Genomic DNA, 15990 nt, shown 5'->3' with positions numbered 1-15990 from the left:
CCGCCGAACGGCTGATGCCGCGCACCCTGAGCGTTGACAGCGGACATCAGAGCGCATAACGAGCGGCGCGCGCCCGTCCCGCCCCGCCGCGTTCGGCCTGCACGAACGATTGGCGGCCCCGATTGCCAGGGTGACCGGCAAAGGGGGCCGCCAAGAAGACGAAACTGGGACCGTCATGCTGCGTGCGGCTGGTGCCCTCAAAAGGGGGGTAAGGGCCGGGACAGTCGCGGGCGCGTTGTATCAGGCGCGCAGCTTGGGTTCGAGCTTCGCCTCCAGCTTGAGCCGCACCGCTTCGGCGGCGTGGCGTGCGCCGAGCTTGGTCATCATGTTGGCGCGGTGGATTTCGACCGTGCGCGGGCTGATGTCGAGCTCGCGCGCGATGGCCTTGTTGCTGCTGCCTTCGGCCAGCCAGTCGAGCACTTCGCGCTCGCGCGCCGAGAGGGTGGAGATACGGTCGCGCGCCTCGATCATGCGGCGGCGGGCGGCGCCGAACTGTTCGGCTTCCTTTTCGATGCGGAGCAGACAGCGGGTGAAACGTTCAGGGTCAAGCGGCAGGGCGAGGTAATCGAGCGCGCCGGCCTTGATCGCCTCGACGATGCGGCCCGGGCGCGGCTGGACATCGACCGCGATCATCGGGAGCCAGATTCCCAGCCTGCCGAGTCGGTCGAGGATCATGCCGACCCCGCCTTCCTCGGGCGTGTCGCGGGCGATGATGATCCCCTCCCTCGGCGGGTGGACCGCGAGCTCGGAGAGGTCACCATAGACCTCGCAGTGGTGGCCAAGCGCGAAGCCTACACGGGCCAATTCGGCGCGTTGACGGCTGCACGAGTCGATGAAGTGGAGAGAGGCTTTGCGTGTCATGTGAGCCTGTCTGCGCTAACCTATTATGGGATTCACGCAGGAGCGCCCCCGATCCGGAGGATTTACCATCTCCGCTCAAAGTCATCTCATTGAATTATATGAATTATATATCTCCGGAACGGAGCCAGATCAGGTCGGTCACCTAAGTGTCATCGCTGAAGCTGTAGGGCGGCAGGGAGTGGAAGGCCGACCGCAGGGCATTGCCCCAACCCGATGAAATCGCATCGAAATATTCATCTTCAGCAGTCACGCGGTGTTCATGCAAGGGTTGGAAGTTATCCTTGCCGATCACCAGCAGATCGAGCGGCAGGCCGACTGACAGGTTAGCCTTGAGCGTCGAGTCGAAGCTAACCATCAGCAGCTTCACCGCATCCTCGAAGCTCATGTCTTTCTCATAACCACGGATAAGTATCGGGCGGCCGTATTTGGTCTCGCCGATCTGGAAGAACGGCGTGTCCCAGCTCGCCTCGATGAAGTTGCCTTCCGGGTAGATCATGAACAGGCGCGGCTGCATGCCCGCAATCTGCCCGGCGACGATCATGGTCGCGGTGAAGCGGCCCTTGCCCTCGGGCCCGTTGTCGCGCTGGGCCTGCTCGATGGTGGTGCGAAGCAGCCGGCCGATCTCGGTCGCGACCTGGAACATGGTCGGGCCCTTGATGAGACAGTTCTCGCGCTCGGACGGGGCCTTGGTGCGCTCCTCGAGCTGGCTGATGACGGCCTGGGTGGTGGCAAGGTTGCCCGCGGTCATCACCGCGATGATGCGCTCGCCCGGAACGCTCCAGTGGAACAGCTTGCGGAAGGTCGAGATGTTGTCGACGCCCGAATTGGTGCGCGTGTCGCTCATCAGGACCAGGCCCTTGTCGAGCACCATGCCAACGCAATAGGTCATGCCGTCATCCTCTTCTCGCGCGCGCCCCGCCCTGCCCCGCCCGCGCCCTAGCGCGATGCGCGCGCCTGCGCAAAGGGGCCAAGCGCATGGGGCGGAGCCTGTCTATCGATTTACTGGTTGGACTGGCTCTGCGACTGGCTCTGGGTCTGGCTGGCGAAAGGCTGGCTTTCGACCGCCACGCCCACGGTGAGCACCTGCTCGCTCGCGCCGATGCTGATGCCGGTGATCGGCGCCGCGTCGCGATAATCGCTGCCCGTCGCCACGCGCACATAACGCGGATCGGGCGAGATGCCGTTCGAGACATCGAAGCCGACCCAGCCCAGCCCCTCGACATGGGCCTCGGCCCAGGCGTGGGTCGCTTCCTGCTCGATGCGGTCGTCCATCAAGAGATAGCCCGAGACATAGCGCGCCGGAACGCCGCTCGCGCGGGCGGCGGCGATGAAGATGTGCGCGTGGTCCTGGCACACCCCCGCCCCGTGGCCGACCGCTTCCTCGGCGGTGGTGGCCGAATGGGTGCGCCCGGTCTCGTAGGCCACCCGCTCGCGGATCAGGTAGGATAGCGCGTGGAGGAAATCGAGCGGCTTCCTGGTATCGCTCGCCGGCACATCCCGAAGCAACGCGCGCAGCCTCGCGCCGGGGCGCGTAAGCGGGGTCTGGCGCAGGAAGCTCCACAGGGGCAGGTGCCCCGAATGGCGGCCGATCACCCCGGCATTGTCCTCGGTCTCGACCACGCCTTCACAGGTCACCGTCACCTCGCGCGCGCCCGGGGTGAGGCCGACCAGCGTGACGTGATTGAAATGCTGGTCGTCATAGTGGAGCTCGGCCCGGGCATTCTCGAAGGTCATCCGCCAGTCGAGAATACGCTGGCCCTGTGTCTCCTTGGGGGTCAACCGCAGCCGCTGGAGCGCGTGAATCACCGGCTCGCCGAAGGCGTAATGCGTGGTGTGCCGCACCTGGAGTTTCAATTTGCTCATGCGTGGAACCGGTAATCCTCGGCGATCGCGCGGGCGATGGCGTTGTTGCGGGCGAGGAAATCGACGAGGAATTCGTGCAGCCCCTGCTCGAAGATCTGGTCGACGGTGAGGTGGCTGATCTTGGTGTCGGCCTCGCGCATCAGCGCCACCGCGCTGCCCTCGACCCCGTGGGTGCGGGCGAGCGCGCCGAGGCATTCGCGCAAGGCGTTGCGGCAGAAGGCGAGGCTCCTCGGAAAACGGTCATCGAGCACCACGAATTCGACGATCCCCCGCGCCTCGATCTGCCCGGCGTTGAGCCACGAATAGACCCGCGCCCCCGCGACCGAGCGCAGCACCTGCTCCCACTGCCCGGTATCGAGGCTCGATCCCACGTAGGAGAGCGAGGGCAGCAGGATGAAGTACTTCATGTCGAGAATGCGTGCGGTCGAATCGGCGCGTTCGATGAAGGTGCCGGCGCGGCTGAAGTGGTAGCCCTCGTCGCGCAGGATCGATCCGTCGAAGGCGCCGTGGACCTGCGTGCCCGCCCGGCGGATCGCGGCGAGCACCTCGCCCACGCTGGCCTGCCCCACCGGGCGCGCGAGCAGGCGGTCGATCCGCATCCAGTTCTCGTTGACTGCTTCCCACACGTCCGAGGAAATGTTGATGCGGCTCTCGCGCGCGTTCGACCTGACGGCGGCGAACATCGCGCGGACATTGCCGGGGTTGGAGGGTCCGCGCAGCACGAAGTTCCAGACCGCGGTGCCGTCATAGCTGTCATGCACGGCCTGGTAGGCGCTCTGGAGGCCGAGCGTTGCGATCACCGAGCGCCATTCGGCCTCGGCCGTCACCACATCGCGGGTGAGCGCCATGCGCAGTGCCGCCTCGAGCAGGCGCGCGGTGTTCTCGGCCCGCTCAAGATAGCGGAACATCCAGAACAGGCCGTTTGCGGTTCTGCCGAGCATCTCAGTCCTTCAGCACCCAGGTATCCTTGGTGCCGCCTCCCTGACTGGAATTGACCACCAGCGAGCCCTTCTTGAGCGCCACCCGCGTGAGGCCCCCGGGCGTGATGTCGATGCCTTCTGGCGAGACCAGCACGAACGGCCGCAAATCGAGATGCCGGGGCGAGAGGCCCTTGGCGGTGTAGATCGGGCAGGTCGACAGCGCGAGCGTGGGCTGGGCGATGTAATTGTCGGGCTTGGCGACCAGCTTCTCGCGGAAGGCGGCGATCTCGCGCTTGGAGGACGTCGGCCCGATCAGCATCCCGTAGCCGCCTGATCCGTGGACTTCCTTCACCACCAGCTCGGCGAGGTTGTCGAGCACGTAGGCGAGGCTGTCCTTGTCGGCGCAGCGCCAGGTCTGGACATTGGGCAGCAGCGGCCGCTCGCCGGTGTAGAATTCGACGATCTCGGGCATGAAGCTGTAGATCGCCTTGTCGTCGGCCACCCCGGTACCCGGCGCATTGGCAATGGTGATACCCCCTGCGCGGTAGACGTCCATGATACCCGGCACGCCCAGCACCGAATCCGGGTTGAAGGTGAGCGGGTCGAGGAATTCGTCATCGACCCGGCGATAGAGCACGTCGATCGGCTTGTAGCCGCTGGTGGTGCGCATCTGCACGCGGCCGCCGGTGACGCGCAGGTCGCTGCCCTCGACCAGCTCGGCGCCCATCTGGTCGGCGAGGAAGGCGTGTTCGAAATAGGCCGAGTTGAAGATTCCGGGCGTGAGCACCGCAACCGTCGGCTTGCCCCCGCCGAAGGCAGGCGGCACGCAAGCGGCAAGGCTGCGGGCGAGGCGGCGCGGGTAGTTGGAGACAGACTCCACCCCGATCCGGCTGAACAGATCGGGGAACATCCCCATCATCGTCTCGCGGTTCTCGAGCATGTAGGAGACGCCCGAGGGGGTGCGCGCGTTGTCCTCGAGCACGAAGAACTCGTCCGGCCCGGTGCGCACGAGGTCGATGCCGACGATGTGGGTGTAGATGCCGCCGGGCGGTGTGAAGCCGACCATGTTGGCCAGCCAGGCGTCGTTCCCCCGCAGCAGTCGCTCGGGCAGGCGCCCCGCGCGCACGATCTCCTGCCGGTGGTAGAGATCGTAGAGGAAGGAATTGAGCGCGCGCACCCGCTGCTCGATCCCGCGCGACAGCTTGCGCCATTCGCTCGCGGTGATGATGCGCGGCACCATGTCGAAGGGGATGAGGCGCTCCTCGGCCTCGTTCTCGCCATAGACGTTGAAGGTGATGCCGGTGCGGCGGAAGGTGTCATCCGCCTCGCGGTTCTTGCGGCGCATCAGTTCGGGCGGCTGTTCGTCGAACCAGCGGCAATATTCGGCATAGGCGGGCCGCGTGTTGCCCTCCCGATCGAACATCTCGTCGAAATTCCCGCCGCGCGCCTGCATCGACCCCCGCAAAATGACTTAGTCGCGGCACTCTAACCCGCGTTTCGCAAAAGAAAAGCGGGTGGGGCATTTGACGTAGATCGCCAGCAAAACGCTGGGGCGCGAGGCTCGGCGCGTTCTCGGCAGCCGGTCCAAGGCGGCACTGGACCGATGGTCAGCGCGATGGCCCCGGGTCGCCGAGAAATATCCGGTCCAGCTTGGCCAAAAGTGCGGGGGCGAGACGGATGAAGTTGACCCGCTGGTCGGTCAGGTGGGGATAGCGAAACACCATCCCGCACTCCTCCAGATATCGCAGATAGCGGTGGGAGGTGGTCTGCGGAATTCCTGCGGCGAGGCCAATGATGGACGCCTTGATCGGGATGCTCGAGTGTTCGGCCTCGTAAAGCTCCAGCAGGATCGCCACCTCGGGCTTGAGGATACAGATCTGATCCATCGCTGCGGCGATCGCCTCATTCGTCGCCCGGAACGTTCTATACGTATTCATATTTATCGGCGACTGAAGCATTGACTGGTTCATCGGCATTCCCCCGCTTGTTGAAACCCCTTTTTAACCCGTCTTGCTAGCAGTTAACGCAGGACAACGCTTCTATCACGTCACGTAGACTCGTGACGGCGGCTCCTCAGATGGCTAATGGCTGCGTCGGGGATCGTAGAGTGACACGCGAGCAAGCGGGATGCTTTCGCTTTCTTGCGCGCTGTCGGTAATGGGGAAAGCGTTAACAAGTATGGATGCCAGCCAGAACCCCGCAAACGAGGGACCGATCTCTCTTACCCGAAGCCTTTTGGCTGCGGTTCGAGAACTTGGTGTCGTTTCAATGACCTATCATTTCGCCAAGTCCCACCAATCGCTCAAGCCAGTCTTGCCCTACCTGCATTTCGAGACCGGCAAGGTTTTCTCGCGGCACGACTTGCCCGAAGAGCATTCCGAGGTTCTGGGTCGATGCCATGATTACATTATTCAGCAGGGCAAGCCGGTGATCCTCTCGCAAGTATTGCCGCTGTTCCGATCGGTCGAGCCGCGTTTGACCGAAGAAATCATGACCGCTGCAAATGAAATCGGCGTCTTCGATCAGTACATGATCCCGGTCTATGGGCCGTTCATGGTCAACGGTGTGATTTCATTCGGAAAGGGCAGCACGATCGACCCGGGTGAGAAGTCGATGCTCATGAAGATGGAAAGCCTCGCGGCATTCCATCACAACCGCATGGTCGTCCATTTTGGTGAAAAGCGATCCGACATAGATCTCTCGCCGCGAGAAAACGAGGTGCTGACCTGGATACCGCGCGGCAAATCGGGCGCGGATATCGCCACGATCCTCGGGGTAAGTCTCTCGTCAGTCGACACCTATACCCGGCGGATTTTCGAGAAGATGGGCGTTCATGACAGGGTGTCGGCCGCGGTTAACGGGGTCGTCGAGGGCTTGGTCAAACCGACCTGACTGGATCACGGAATATCGCGCTTCGGTCGGCCTTCCCCGGGCGACAAATCACCCCCGCACGTTCTCCAACTCCGCCAGGAGCGTCGCGATCACCTGCGGGTCATAGGTGAAGCCCATGTGGGTGCAGCGCACCGCCACCGCGCGATCGCGTTCGCCGGGGCGGCCGGCGGCGCAGCGCGGAGCGATGACGCCGTCGTTGGCGCTCCACAACGCGACGGTCTCGACCGGCGGCTTGACCGGCAGTTCGGCGGCGATCGGGGGGGCGTCGACCGAGTGCCCGGTAATGAACTGGTAGGCGCGCCACACGTTGTTGGCGCGCGGGCTTCCCGAGAAGGGCGAGCCCATCGAGATCACTTTCGCGACCGCCTGCGGCTGGCGCTTGGCGATCTCGCGCGCGTAGAGCCCGCCGAGGCTCCAGCCGACCAGCACCACCTTCTTGCCGTGGCGCGCGTGGAGCTGGAGCAGGCGTTCCTCGATCGCGTCGAAGCGCTCGGGATCGGGGCCCCAGTTGCGGCCCAGCCCCCAGCGCTTGGTGGTGTGCCCCGCGCTCTCGAGCGCGCGGGCGAGGTAACGCATCCGCATCGGGTGGGTGGCAAAGCCGGGAAGGATCATCGCCACCTGCGGATTGCTCGTCGGCGCGATGGCGAGCTTGCGGCGCGGGCGGCGGACCGGCTCGAGCAGCACCTCGGCCTCGCCCAGCAGACGCAGAAGCTGCGGCTTGCCGAGCTCGTACTCTTCCGGGCAGGCCTCGCGCGCCAGAGCGACCCGGCGGGCGAACAGGGTGGCGCTATAGGCCTGCTGCGCCTGCGTGCCCGCAGCGCTCGCCGCCGCCATCAGCGGCGCGGGAAGACGGGGCAGTTCGGGAAGGAAACGCAGTTGGGCCATGGGCGCGACCCAACCAGATTCGGCCTGAATGTTCAATTAATTGTAACATGCGTAACAATTCCGACATATTTCACTTGGGCGCTGTTTTGGCAGGACATTCGCCGATCCGCTCGTGCTTGACCGTCGCGGTCATGGTGCCCTTGCCCGCCCCGTCGAACTCCATCGCGGTCGTCGCAGTCAGGTCCGCGCCGGTGCTGGTGGTGGTCCCGGTGATGGTGGCGCGGGTCGCGCGCCCTTCGGATTTGCACACCAGCACCGCATCGAGCTTGCCGCCCGCCAGCGCGAAGCTCTCATAGGCACACTCGCCGTCCTGGCCCTGCTTGACCATCGCCTCGTAGCCCTTCTCGACCTCCTCAGGGGTGAGGCAATCCTCGGCCGTGGTGACGAGCCCGGCGCCGTGGTCCTTCATCTCGGGCGGCATGCCGGGGATCTCGAGCCCGGTCATGGTGACGGTGGTCTTGTAGAGGCCGGGCTCGGGCTTGATCCCTTGCGCTTCGGCCTGCTTGGCCGCCTCGCCGAGGCTGACCTTGCCGTCTCCGTCGGCGTCCGATTGGCCCGCCCCCGAACAGGCGCCGAGCAGGCCCGCAGCGGCCAAGGTGATAAGGGATAGGGCTTTCATGACGGGCTCTCCTGCTGCTTTTGCCTGAGCATAACCCGTCTCGCGCCGAAGCGTGCCATGAAAAGCGTGTGCACCGCCCTCGCCGCCTTGCGCGTCCCTGCTTTGTTCCCCATACAGGGACCATGGCCGAACTCGTGATCCGCCGCGGACTGGACGAGCCCGAAACGGGCGCCGACTTCGTCCCCCACCGCCCTGCCCGCCCCGACAAGTCGATGGGCGGCATCCCGTTCAAGCTGGTCTCGGACTACGAACCCGCGGGCGACCAGCCGACCGCGATCGCCGAGCTGACCGAGAGCGCGCTCGCGGGCGAGAAAACGCAGGTGCTGCTGGGGGTGACGGGTTCGGGCAAGACCTTCACCATGGCCAAGGTGATCGAGACCTTGCAGCGCCCGGCGCTGATCCTTGCCCCCAACAAGATCCTCGCCGCGCAACTCTATGGCGAATTCAAGAGCTTCTTCCCCGACAACGCGGTCGAGTATTTCGTCTCCTACTACGATTACTACCAGCCCGAAGCCTACGTCCCGCGCTCGGACACCTATATCGAGAAGGAGTCGAGCGTGAACGAGGCGATCGACCGGATGCGCCACTCGGCCACCCGGGCGCTGCTGGAACGCGACGACGTGATCATCGTCGCCTCCGTGTCGTGCCTCTACGGCATCGGCTCGGTCGAGACCTATTCGGCCATGATCTTCGACATCAAGGTGGGCGAAGTCGTCGACCAGCGCGAGCTGATCAGGAAGCTCGTCGCGCTGCAATACAAACGCAACGACGCCGCCTTCACTCGCGGCTGTTTCCGGGTGCGCGGGGACTCTCTGGAGATCTTCCCCTCGCACTACGAGGACATGGCTTGGCGCGTCAGCTTCTTCGGGGACGAGATCGAGGCGATCAGCGAATTCGATCCGCTGACCGGCACCAAGGGGGCAGCGCTGGAGAAGGTGCGGGTCTATGCCAATTCGCACTATGTGACGCCGGGCCCGACGATGAAACAGGCCGCCGCCGCGATCAAGTTCGAGCTGGAAGAGCGCCTCAAGGAGCTGGAAGCGGAAGGCAAGCTGCTCGAACGCCAGCGGCTCGAACAGCGCACCAATTTCGACCTCGAGATGATCGCCGCCGCCGGCTCCTGCGCGGGGATCGAGAACTATTCCCGCTTCCTCACCGGCCGCCTCCCGGGCGAACCGCCGCCGACCCTGTTCGAATACCTCCCCGAAAACGCCCTGCTCTTCGTCGACGAAAGCCATCAGACCGTGCCGCAGATCGGCGCGATGGCGCGCGGGGACCACCGCCGCAAGCTGACGCTGGCCGAATACGGCTTCCGCCTGCCCTCCTGCATCGACAACCGGCCCTTGCGCTTCAACGAGTGGGACGCGATGCGCCCGCAGACCTTTGCGGTCAGCGCCACCCCCGGCGGGTGGGAGATGGAGCAGACCGGCGGGGTCTTCGCCGAACAGGTGATCCGCCCCACCGGCCTGATCGACCCGCCCGTCACCATCCGCCCGGTCGAGGACCAGGTGCAGGACTGCATCACCGAATGCAAGGCAACCGCCGCCTTGGGCTACCGCACGCTGGTGACGACGCTCACCAAGCGCATGGCCGAGGACCTCACCGAATTCATGCACGAGGCGGGCGTGCGCGTGCGCTACATGCACTCCGACGTCGAGACGCTGGAGCGCATCGAGCTGATCCGCGACCTGCGCCTCGGGGTCTACGACGTGCTGGTCGGCATCAACCTGCTGCGCGAGGGCCTCGACATCCCCGAATGCGGCCTCGTGTGCATTCTCGATGCCGACAAGGAGGGCTTCCTGCGTTCAGAGACGAGCCTGATCCAGACCATCGGCCGCGCCGCCCGCAATGTCGACGGCCGGGTGATCCTCTATGCCGACCGCATCACCGGCAGCATGGAGCGCGCCCTCGCCGAAACCGACCGCAGGCGGGCCAAGCAGCAGGCCTATAACGAGGAACACGGCATCACGCCGCAGACGATCAAGCGCAACATCCACGATATCGTCGCGCATACGGCAGCGCAGGATAGCGTGCTGGTCGACACGGGCGACGACGAGCGCAACAACCTCGTCGGGCACAACCTCAGGAGCTACATCGAAGACCTCGAAAAGCGCATGCGCGACGCTGCGGCCAGTCTGGAGTTTGAAGAGGCAGGAAGGCTGCGCGACGAAATCCGGCGGCTGGAGGCGGACGAACTCGGGCTACCCGATGACCAGAAGCGCGCGCCGATCGTGGGGCGGAGCAACGAAGGCAAGCCGGGGACGAGGAAGACCCGCTTCGGCAAGACGCGCTACAAGCGGATGGGCGGGAAGCCGTAAATTTTAGCTAACCCTCCAAGTCATTCTTGAATGCCCCATCAACGCCGGGCAAGCTACAAGAATTATGTCAGAGATCATTGCTTTCCTATCTGACCAATGGCCTTGGCTGATGCCGCTGGCGTTCGCCGTGCTGGTCGCGCTTGTCACCAAACTGAAAGCGCGCAGCGCATCGATTATACGTTGGTTGGAAAAGAAAGCTGCGGCTCACGCCGTAGCGCACATGCCACCAAGCAACCAAACACGATTCGCTAGGCGCATCAATCGCCGTGTGACGTGGCTTCGGCTCAAGGATTGGTGGAGCCAGCCCAAGTTTGACATGGTACGCGAGCACTGGCCGCGTCCGACCCTCATATTGCTCACCGCGGTTGTGGTGCTTAGCCTCATTCTGCGAATGTTCCCCGGTGAGTCGGAAGGTTTCCTAAAACAGATACAAAAGCTGTTCTCAGAACGAGATGACATGGATTGGCGCGCGGCGACCCAGATGTTGCTCGTGCTGCTGGGATTGCCAATCGGCTTCATGCTATGGCTGTTCCGCGACATCCACGTCAATGCGGTGCTCGAAAACCAGCGCAAGGACGTGAACCTCAAGGAATTTCAGGAAATCCAGTTGCGCGCGGCCGGCGCGATCGATGAGAAGTTTCCCGAAGGAGCGCGCGAAAGCCTTCAAATCGCTGCGACGCATCAATTGGCGGGGTTCTTGGGGGGCGAATATGGCAAGAGTTTTCAGCGGCCCGCCTGGGAATTGCTGCGCGCGCGCCTGCTCGCGAGTTCGCAGGCGATGGAATATCAGGAGATACCCGCGTTAATTACGGCGTGGCACGAAGTCGACCCGGCCTTACGAAAGCCGCTCCGTGCGGAAATCACGGGTGCGCTAGGAGCAATCACTAAGGACAGCATCTGCAAGGCGCAGCATGATGCAGTGCGCGATAAACGACGCACGATCTTTGGTGGCGCATTGCCCTTGTCCGACACGGTGTTCGACGGGATCGAACTCCCCGTCCATACGTTGCTTGCGTCGTCTGCACTTCAGCGATGCTCATTTATCGGCGCCAAATTGGAAGACGCGCATCTCGAAGGCGCCAATCTGCTGGACGCGCATCTCGAAGGCATCAATCTTTTGTACGCGCATCTTGAAGGTGCCAATCTGTGCCGCGCGCATCTCGAAGGAGCATATTTGGGAGGCGCGCATCTTGAAGGCGCCCATTTGGTCGGCGCGCACCTTGAAGGCGCAATTCTAGGAAGCGCGCATCTCCAAGGTGCCATTATGCCGGTCGCGCATCTCCAAGGTGCAATTCTGAGCGGTGTTCATCTCGAGGGCGCCATCCTGACGGTCGCACATCTTGAGGGCGCCGACTTGGGGGGCGCACATCTCGAGGGGACCGATTTGCGGGGCGCTCATCTCGAAGGCGCCAGTCTGGTGGATGTACAGCTCGATGACAATACTCTGCTAACCGATGCCGCATTCGATGACGCAACGCAATTTGCGCACGGCTGGGCTATCCTTTCAGACGAGGAAAAGGCCAAAGCACGCGGGCCGTGGATTGGGCGCGGGATGAAGCATACCGACCAAATTGCGGAAAAACGCGCCGCCAAAGCCGCTCCTGCAGCTTGAACGCGCGTCACAAGCCTGTCACTTGCCTCCTCCCATGACCGCCCGATTCCTCGCCGCGAGCCTTGCTGCCGCGGCGCTCTCAGCAACGCTTCCCGGATGCAAACCGCCGCCGACCGACAGCGCCGCCGCGCGGGTGTCGCTGCTCGCGCCAGAGGGCGGGCCGTCCGAGCCGCTCGCCTCGCCCGATGTGACCGGGGCGGTGTGGGCGAGCACGGCGAACCCCTTGCGGCTGGTCTACGGCATTCCGGGAAAGCCGGTGCTGCTGGCGCTCGAATGCCTCGATGCGAAGGCCCCCGAGGCGCGCCTCAGGATCACCCGCCACGCCCCCGCCGACCCGGGCGCGAGCGCTATCCTCGCGCTGATCGGAAACGGCTATATCGGGCGCTTCCCCGTCGATGCGGCGAGTGTGAAGGGCCAGCGCGTGTGGGAGGGCGAGGCCCCGGCGCTCACCTCCGAGTGGGACGCGCTGAAGCCCGAGCGCGAGGCGACCGTCACGGTGCCGGGCGCGGGGCTGCTGAAGCTCAACCCCAGCCCGCTGCCGATGGCGCTGGTCGATGCGTGCCGGAGCGAGCCTACTTCTGCCCCGCCGCCGCTTGCTCCAGCAGCGCCGGAGTCAGCACCTGCGGCAGCTGACGCGGCGCGCTAGCCCCCGGCGCATACCACAGGTAGAGCGGCACACCGGCCGCGCCCTGTTCGGTCAGGAACTGCGTGATCGCCGCATCGCGCCGCGTCCAGTCGCCCACGATCGTCACCACGCCCGCCTTCTCGAAGGCCGCCCGCGTGCTCTCGCGCTCTATCGAGGAGGCCTCGTTGACCTTGCAGGTCACGCACCAGTCGGCGGTGAAGTAGAGGAACACCGGCTTACCCTCGGCCCGCGCCTTCGCCAGCGCATCGGCGCTGAAGGCCTGGGGCTTGAGGATGCTCTCGTGCACCTCGGCCCCCTTGGCCTCATAGACCTTGGGCAGCGCGATCAGCGCGAAGGCGAGGAAGGGCGCCGCGACCAGCCCGAAGGCGGGCCATGCCATCTTGCCGCCGCGCTGGAGCTTGCCGACCACGAACAGGCCGAGCAGCACGCCTGCCACCAGCACCAGCGCGAAACCGCCGAACCAGCGCCCGCCGAGCTGCACCGTCAGCCACACCAGCGCCAAGGCGGTGAGGCCCATCGGGATCGCCATGATCCGGCGGAAGCGCTCCATCCACGCGCCGGGCCTGGGCAGCATCCGCCTGAGCGGAGGCACGAAGCCCAGCGCGAGGAAGGGCAGCGCCAGGCCCAGCCCGAGCATCGCGAACAGCAGCAACGCCTGTGGCACCGGCAGCAGCAGCGCCGCGCCCAATGCCGCCGCCATGAACGGCCCGGTGCAGGGCGTCGCCACGAAGGCGGCCAGCAGCCCGGTCGCGAAGGCCCCGGTCTTCTCGCCGCCCATGCTCACCGATAGCGAGGGCAGCTCGAACAGGCCGGCGAAATTCGCGGTGATCGCCGCTGCGAGCACGAGGAGGCCGACGACCACCCCCGGCTGCTGCAACTGGAACGCCCAGCCGACCTGCTCGCCCGCCGCGCGCAGCGCCAGCAGCAGCGCCCCAAGGCCGACGCAGGCGAGCACGACGCCCGCGGTATAGGCGAGCCCCTCGGCCCGCGCGGTCGCCTCGCTTTCGCCGGCGCGGGCGAGCGCGATCGCCTTCAGGCTCAGGATCGGGAAGACGCAGGGCATGATGTTGAGCAGCAGGCCGCCCAAGAGCGCGCCCAACACCAGCGTCCAGATCGGCGGCGCGGATGTGTTCTTTGGCCCCGCCACCTGCTCGCCGCCCGTCGGCACCGTGCCGAGATCGGCGTTGAACACGAAGCCGCCCGCGTCTTTGTCGCCGAACGAGAGGATGCCGGAGATGCTGTCCGCCTTGCCCGTGCCGAACTCGTCGAGCGGGATCTCGGCGATCAGCAGGTCGCCCTTGCGGCGGAAGGTCTGCGGGGCGGAGTAGGAGACCAGCTGCTTGTTGGCGATGAACACGTAAGGGTCGGCGAGCCCCATCGCCTCGGGCAGCGGAATCGCAAGGCGCAGGGTCTTGCCCGCAATCGCAAAGGCCGCGCGCGCATCGAGCAGCGGCGCGGCCTCGGCCCGCCAGCGCCCGAAATCGCCCCCCGCCGCAGCCGACAGCCGCGCGAATTGCGGCACGCAGATCTGGTCGGTGCAGGCGAGGTAATCGACCGTTCCCCCGACCGGCCCGGTGAAGCTCTTGACGCTCGGCCCTGGGGTGACCGGCACCAGCACGGTGTAGGGCCCCTCGTAGACATGGTTCATCAGCCCGCTGATCACCAGACGGTGCGGCACGGGATAGCGCGGCTCGCCCACTTCCCAGTCGGGCGGCAGGTCGAGCTTGAGGGCCATCCCCGCCCCCGCATCCCCGGGGTTCGACCAATAGCCGTGCCACTCCGGCCCCTTGGGCACGAAATGGAGCGCAAGCAGCCACTCCTTGCCCTCGACAGGCTGGCCTTCGGCGTGGAGCGTGACCGCGATATTCTCCGATCCGATCAGCGGATCGGCCGCGGGGCTCTGCTGCGCCTGCGCGGGCGCGCCGAGCAGCGCGACGCTTGCGACAATCGCAAGCAGCCATGCAGCGAATTGACGGATCGCGCTTGTGAAGATTCTTGCGTGCGGCACGGGCAAACCTCTAGGCATGACGGGCCCTATTCGCAATCGGAGCCGCCAAGGTGACAGCAAGATCAGACAATACACGCGACCTCGTCATTCTCGGCGGCGGCCTCGTGGGGATGACGCTGGCGCTGGCGGCGGCGAAGAAGGGCCTCTCCAGCCACGTGATCGACCGCGCCGACCCCGCCGAACTCACCGCCGAGGGCTTCGACGACCGCGCCACCGCGATCTCGACCGCGAGCTGGCACCTGTTCGCAAATATCGGCATCGCGGAAGGGCTCGAGCAGTTCGCCTGCGACATCGCCAGCATCGCCGTGACCGACCAGCAGAAGCCCGGCCGCTTGGATTTCGTCCCCGGCGAGGGTGACGGCACGCTTGGCCGGATGTTCCCCAACCGCCGCCTTCGCCTCGCCCTGTTCGAGGCCGCGGCGAAGGAGCCGCTGATCGAATGGACTTCGCTTGCCACGGTGACCGAACGCCAGCGCTCCGAATATGGCGTCGCCGCGGTCCTCTCCGACGGGCGCAAGTTCAAGGGCTCGCTGATGGTCGCCGCCGAAGGGCGCCAGTCGCCGACCCGCGATGCGGCGGGCATCACCATCGCCAAATGGGACTACAAGCACCGCGCGATCATCTGCGGGCTCACCCACGAAAAGCCCCACGGCAATGTCGCGTGGGAGATTTTCTACCCCGCCGGGCCGTTTGCGCTGCTGCCCCTCAATGACGACGCCGACGGCACCCACCGCTGCTCGCTGGTGTGGACCGTGTCGGAGAGTGATGCAGCAGGCGTGATGAAGCTCGGCGACCGCGCCTTCCTCGCCGAGGTCGAGAAGCGCATGGGCGGGGTGCTGGGCAAGGTGCTGAGCGTTGGGCACCGGTCGAGCTACCCGCTGGGCTTCCACCACACCGCGAAGATCACCGCCGAGCGCCTCGCGCTGATCGGCGATTCGGCGCATGGCATCCACCCGATTGCGGGGCAGGGATTGAACCTCGGCCTCAGGGACGTGGGCGCGCTGGTCGAGGTGCTTGCCGATGGCGCGCGGCTCGGCCTCGATCCGGGCGATCCCGAAGTCCTCAAGCGCTACGAGAACTGGCGCGGGCTCGACAGCTTCATGGTGGCGCTGGCGACCGACGGGCTGACGCGGCTGTTCGGCGTCCCCGGCGCCGCGGCGAGCGCCGTGCGGCGGCTCGGCATGGCGGCGGTGCAAAGGACGCCGATGCTCAAGCAGTTCTTCATGGACGAGGCGCGGGGCGTTTCGGGCGATCTGCCGGAGCTGCTGCGGGGGTAGAGCGGCCATGCCGCGTCATTGAAGCGCGCAAGCCATTCCCACCCCCAACCCCTCCCGCAAGCGGGAGGGGTTGGGGTTGGGAATGCGGT

14 protein-coding genes are annotated in these 15990 nt (G+C 65.5%); 5 read left to right on the top strand and 9 right to left on the bottom strand.

Annotated elements, in window-relative coordinates:
• Nucleotides 1–240 precede the first annotated feature (240 nt).
• The 6 genes from AX708_RS19490 to AX708_RS19465 all read right to left on the bottom strand — a co-directional run bounded on the left by AX708_RS19490 (nucleotide 241) and on the right by AX708_RS19465 (nucleotide 5530).
• Nucleotides 241–804 (bottom strand): response regulator transcription factor, encoded by a 564-nt coding sequence (locus tag AX708_RS19490; protein WP_369815658.1) that lies wholly within the window; start codon nucleotides 802–804, stop codon nucleotides 241–243.
• Nucleotides 805–1003: 199 nt separating this feature from the next.
• The gene (locus AX708_RS19485; RefSeq protein WP_066532870.1) at nucleotides 1004–1750 is read right to left on the bottom strand and encodes a proteasome-type protease; all 747 of its coding nucleotides are present in this window, start codon (nucleotides 1748–1750) and stop codon (nucleotides 1004–1006) included.
• 110 nt (nucleotides 1751–1860) lie between these two features.
• On the bottom strand, nucleotides 1861–2724 hold the full coding sequence (locus AX708_RS19480) for a transglutaminase family protein (protein ID WP_082745719.1): 864 nt from the start codon (nucleotides 2722–2724) through the stop codon (nucleotides 1861–1863).
• Nucleotides 2721–3665, bottom strand: coding sequence for an alpha-E domain-containing protein (locus tag AX708_RS19475; RefSeq protein ID WP_066532872.1), 945 nt, complete (start codon nucleotides 3663–3665; stop codon nucleotides 2721–2723). The genes AX708_RS19480 and AX708_RS19475 overlap by 4 nt, the downstream gene beginning before the upstream one ends.
• 1 nt (nucleotide 3666) lies before the next feature.
• Nucleotides 3667–5097 carry a circularly permuted type 2 ATP-grasp protein gene (locus tag AX708_RS19470; RefSeq protein WP_066532873.1) on the bottom strand — a complete coding sequence of 477 codons (1431 nt, stop codon included), beginning with the start codon at nucleotides 5095–5097 and terminating at the stop codon, nucleotides 3667–3669.
• A 154-nt stretch (nucleotides 5098–5251) separates the two neighbouring features.
• Complete coding sequence (locus AX708_RS19465; RefSeq protein ID WP_156443513.1) at nucleotides 5252–5530, bottom strand: MarR family winged helix-turn-helix transcriptional regulator; 279 nt, start codon at nucleotides 5528–5530, stop codon at nucleotides 5252–5254.
• 292 nt (nucleotides 5531–5822) lie between these two features.
• Between AX708_RS19465 and AX708_RS19460 the strand changes: the two genes are divergently transcribed.
• Nucleotides 5823–6536, top strand: a complete 714-nt coding sequence (locus AX708_RS19460; RefSeq protein ID WP_197426285.1) for a LuxR family transcriptional regulator — start codon at nucleotides 5823–5825, stop codon at nucleotides 6534–6536.
• A 48-nt stretch (nucleotides 6537–6584) separates the two neighbouring features.
• Here the strand turns inward: AX708_RS19460 and AX708_RS19455 are convergent, their stop codons facing one another.
• Both AX708_RS19455 and AX708_RS19450 read right to left on the bottom strand, forming a co-directional pair.
• Nucleotides 6585–7421 carry a triacylglycerol lipase gene (locus AX708_RS19455; RefSeq protein ID WP_156443514.1) on the bottom strand — a complete coding sequence of 279 codons (837 nt, stop codon included), beginning with the start codon at nucleotides 7419–7421 and terminating at the stop codon, nucleotides 6585–6587.
• Nucleotides 7422–7491: 70 nt separating this feature from the next.
• Nucleotides 7492–8040: a DUF3617 domain-containing protein gene (locus AX708_RS19450; RefSeq protein ID WP_066532878.1), complete on the bottom strand. Its 549-nt coding sequence runs from the start codon at nucleotides 8038–8040 to the stop codon at nucleotides 7492–7494.
• A gap of 122 nt (nucleotides 8041–8162) precedes the next feature.
• On the opposite strand from AX708_RS19450, the gene uvrB reads away from it, so the two are divergent.
• The 3 genes from uvrB to AX708_RS19435 all read left to right on the top strand — a co-directional run bounded on the left by uvrB (nucleotide 8163) and on the right by AX708_RS19435 (nucleotide 12616).
• Entirely contained in the window at nucleotides 8163–10358 is a 2196-nt protein-coding gene (gene uvrB / locus AX708_RS19445; protein WP_066532879.1) for an excinuclease ABC subunit UvrB, read from the top strand.
• A gap of 64 nt (nucleotides 10359–10422) precedes the next feature.
• Entirely contained in the window at nucleotides 10423–11970 is a 1548-nt protein-coding gene (locus AX708_RS19440; protein ID WP_066532880.1) for a pentapeptide repeat-containing protein, read from the top strand.
• A gap of 34 nt (nucleotides 11971–12004) precedes the next feature.
• Complete coding sequence (locus AX708_RS19435; RefSeq protein WP_066532882.1) at nucleotides 12005–12616, top strand: hypothetical protein; 612 nt, start codon at nucleotides 12005–12007, stop codon at nucleotides 12614–12616.
• Here the strand turns inward: AX708_RS19435 and AX708_RS19430 are convergent.
• Complete coding sequence (locus AX708_RS19430; RefSeq protein WP_082745721.1) at nucleotides 12543–14642, bottom strand: protein-disulfide reductase DsbD; 2100 nt, start codon at nucleotides 14640–14642, stop codon at nucleotides 12543–12545. The genes AX708_RS19435 and AX708_RS19430 overlap by 74 nt on opposite strands.
• A 32-nt stretch (nucleotides 14643–14674) precedes the next feature.
• On the opposite strand from AX708_RS19430, the gene AX708_RS19425 reads away from it, so the two are divergent.
• Complete coding sequence (locus tag AX708_RS19425; protein ID WP_066532884.1) at nucleotides 14675–15901, top strand: UbiH/UbiF/VisC/COQ6 family ubiquinone biosynthesis hydroxylase; 1227 nt, start codon at nucleotides 14675–14677, stop codon at nucleotides 15899–15901.
• The last annotated feature ends 89 nt before the right edge of the window (nucleotides 15902–15990 follow it).

The sequence above is a fragment of the Erythrobacter sp. CCH5-A1 genome (assembly GCF_001557115.1).
Taxonomy (GTDB): Bacteria; Pseudomonadota; Alphaproteobacteria; order Sphingomonadales; family Sphingomonadaceae; genus Erythrobacter.
This window is presented reverse-complemented; position numbering and strand designations above follow the sequence as displayed.

Coding starts and splice junctions, on each gene's coding strand:
- AX708_RS19485 (WP_066532870.1), bottom strand. CDS start 1,750: ATGACCTATTGCGTTGGCATGGTGCTCGACAAGGGCCTGGTCCTGATG.
- AX708_RS19480 (WP_082745719.1), bottom strand. CDS start 2,724: ATGAGCAAATTGAAACTCCAGGTGCGGCACACCACGCATTACGCCTTC.
- AX708_RS19475 (WP_066532872.1), bottom strand. CDS start 3,665: ATGCTCGGCAGAACCGCAAACGGCCTGTTCTGGATGTTCCGCTATCTT.
- AX708_RS19470 (WP_066532873.1), bottom strand. CDS start 5,097: ATGCAGGCGCGCGGCGGGAATTTCGACGAGATGTTCGATCGGGAGGGC.
- AX708_RS19465 (WP_156443513.1), bottom strand. CDS start 5,530: ATGGATCAGATCTGTATCCTCAAGCCCGAGGTGGCGATCCTGCTGGAG.
- AX708_RS19460 (WP_197426285.1), top strand. CDS start 5,823: ATGGATGCCAGCCAGAACCCCGCAAACGAGGGACCGATCTCTCTTACC.
- AX708_RS19455 (WP_156443514.1), bottom strand. CDS start 7,421: ATGGCCCAACTGCGTTTCCTTCCCGAACTGCCCCGTCTTCCCGCGCCG.
- AX708_RS19450 (WP_066532878.1), bottom strand. CDS start 8,040: ATGAAAGCCCTATCCCTTATCACCTTGGCCGCTGCGGGCCTGCTCGGC.
- uvrB (WP_066532879.1), top strand. CDS start 8,163: ATGGCCGAACTCGTGATCCGCCGCGGACTGGACGAGCCCGAAACGGGC.
- AX708_RS19440 (WP_066532880.1), top strand. CDS start 10,423: ATGTCAGAGATCATTGCTTTCCTATCTGACCAATGGCCTTGGCTGATG.
- AX708_RS19435 (WP_066532882.1), top strand. CDS start 12,005: ATGACCGCCCGATTCCTCGCCGCGAGCCTTGCTGCCGCGGCGCTCTCA.
- AX708_RS19430 (WP_082745721.1), bottom strand. CDS start 14,642: ATGCCTAGAGGTTTGCCCGTGCCGCACGCAAGAATCTTCACAAGCGCG.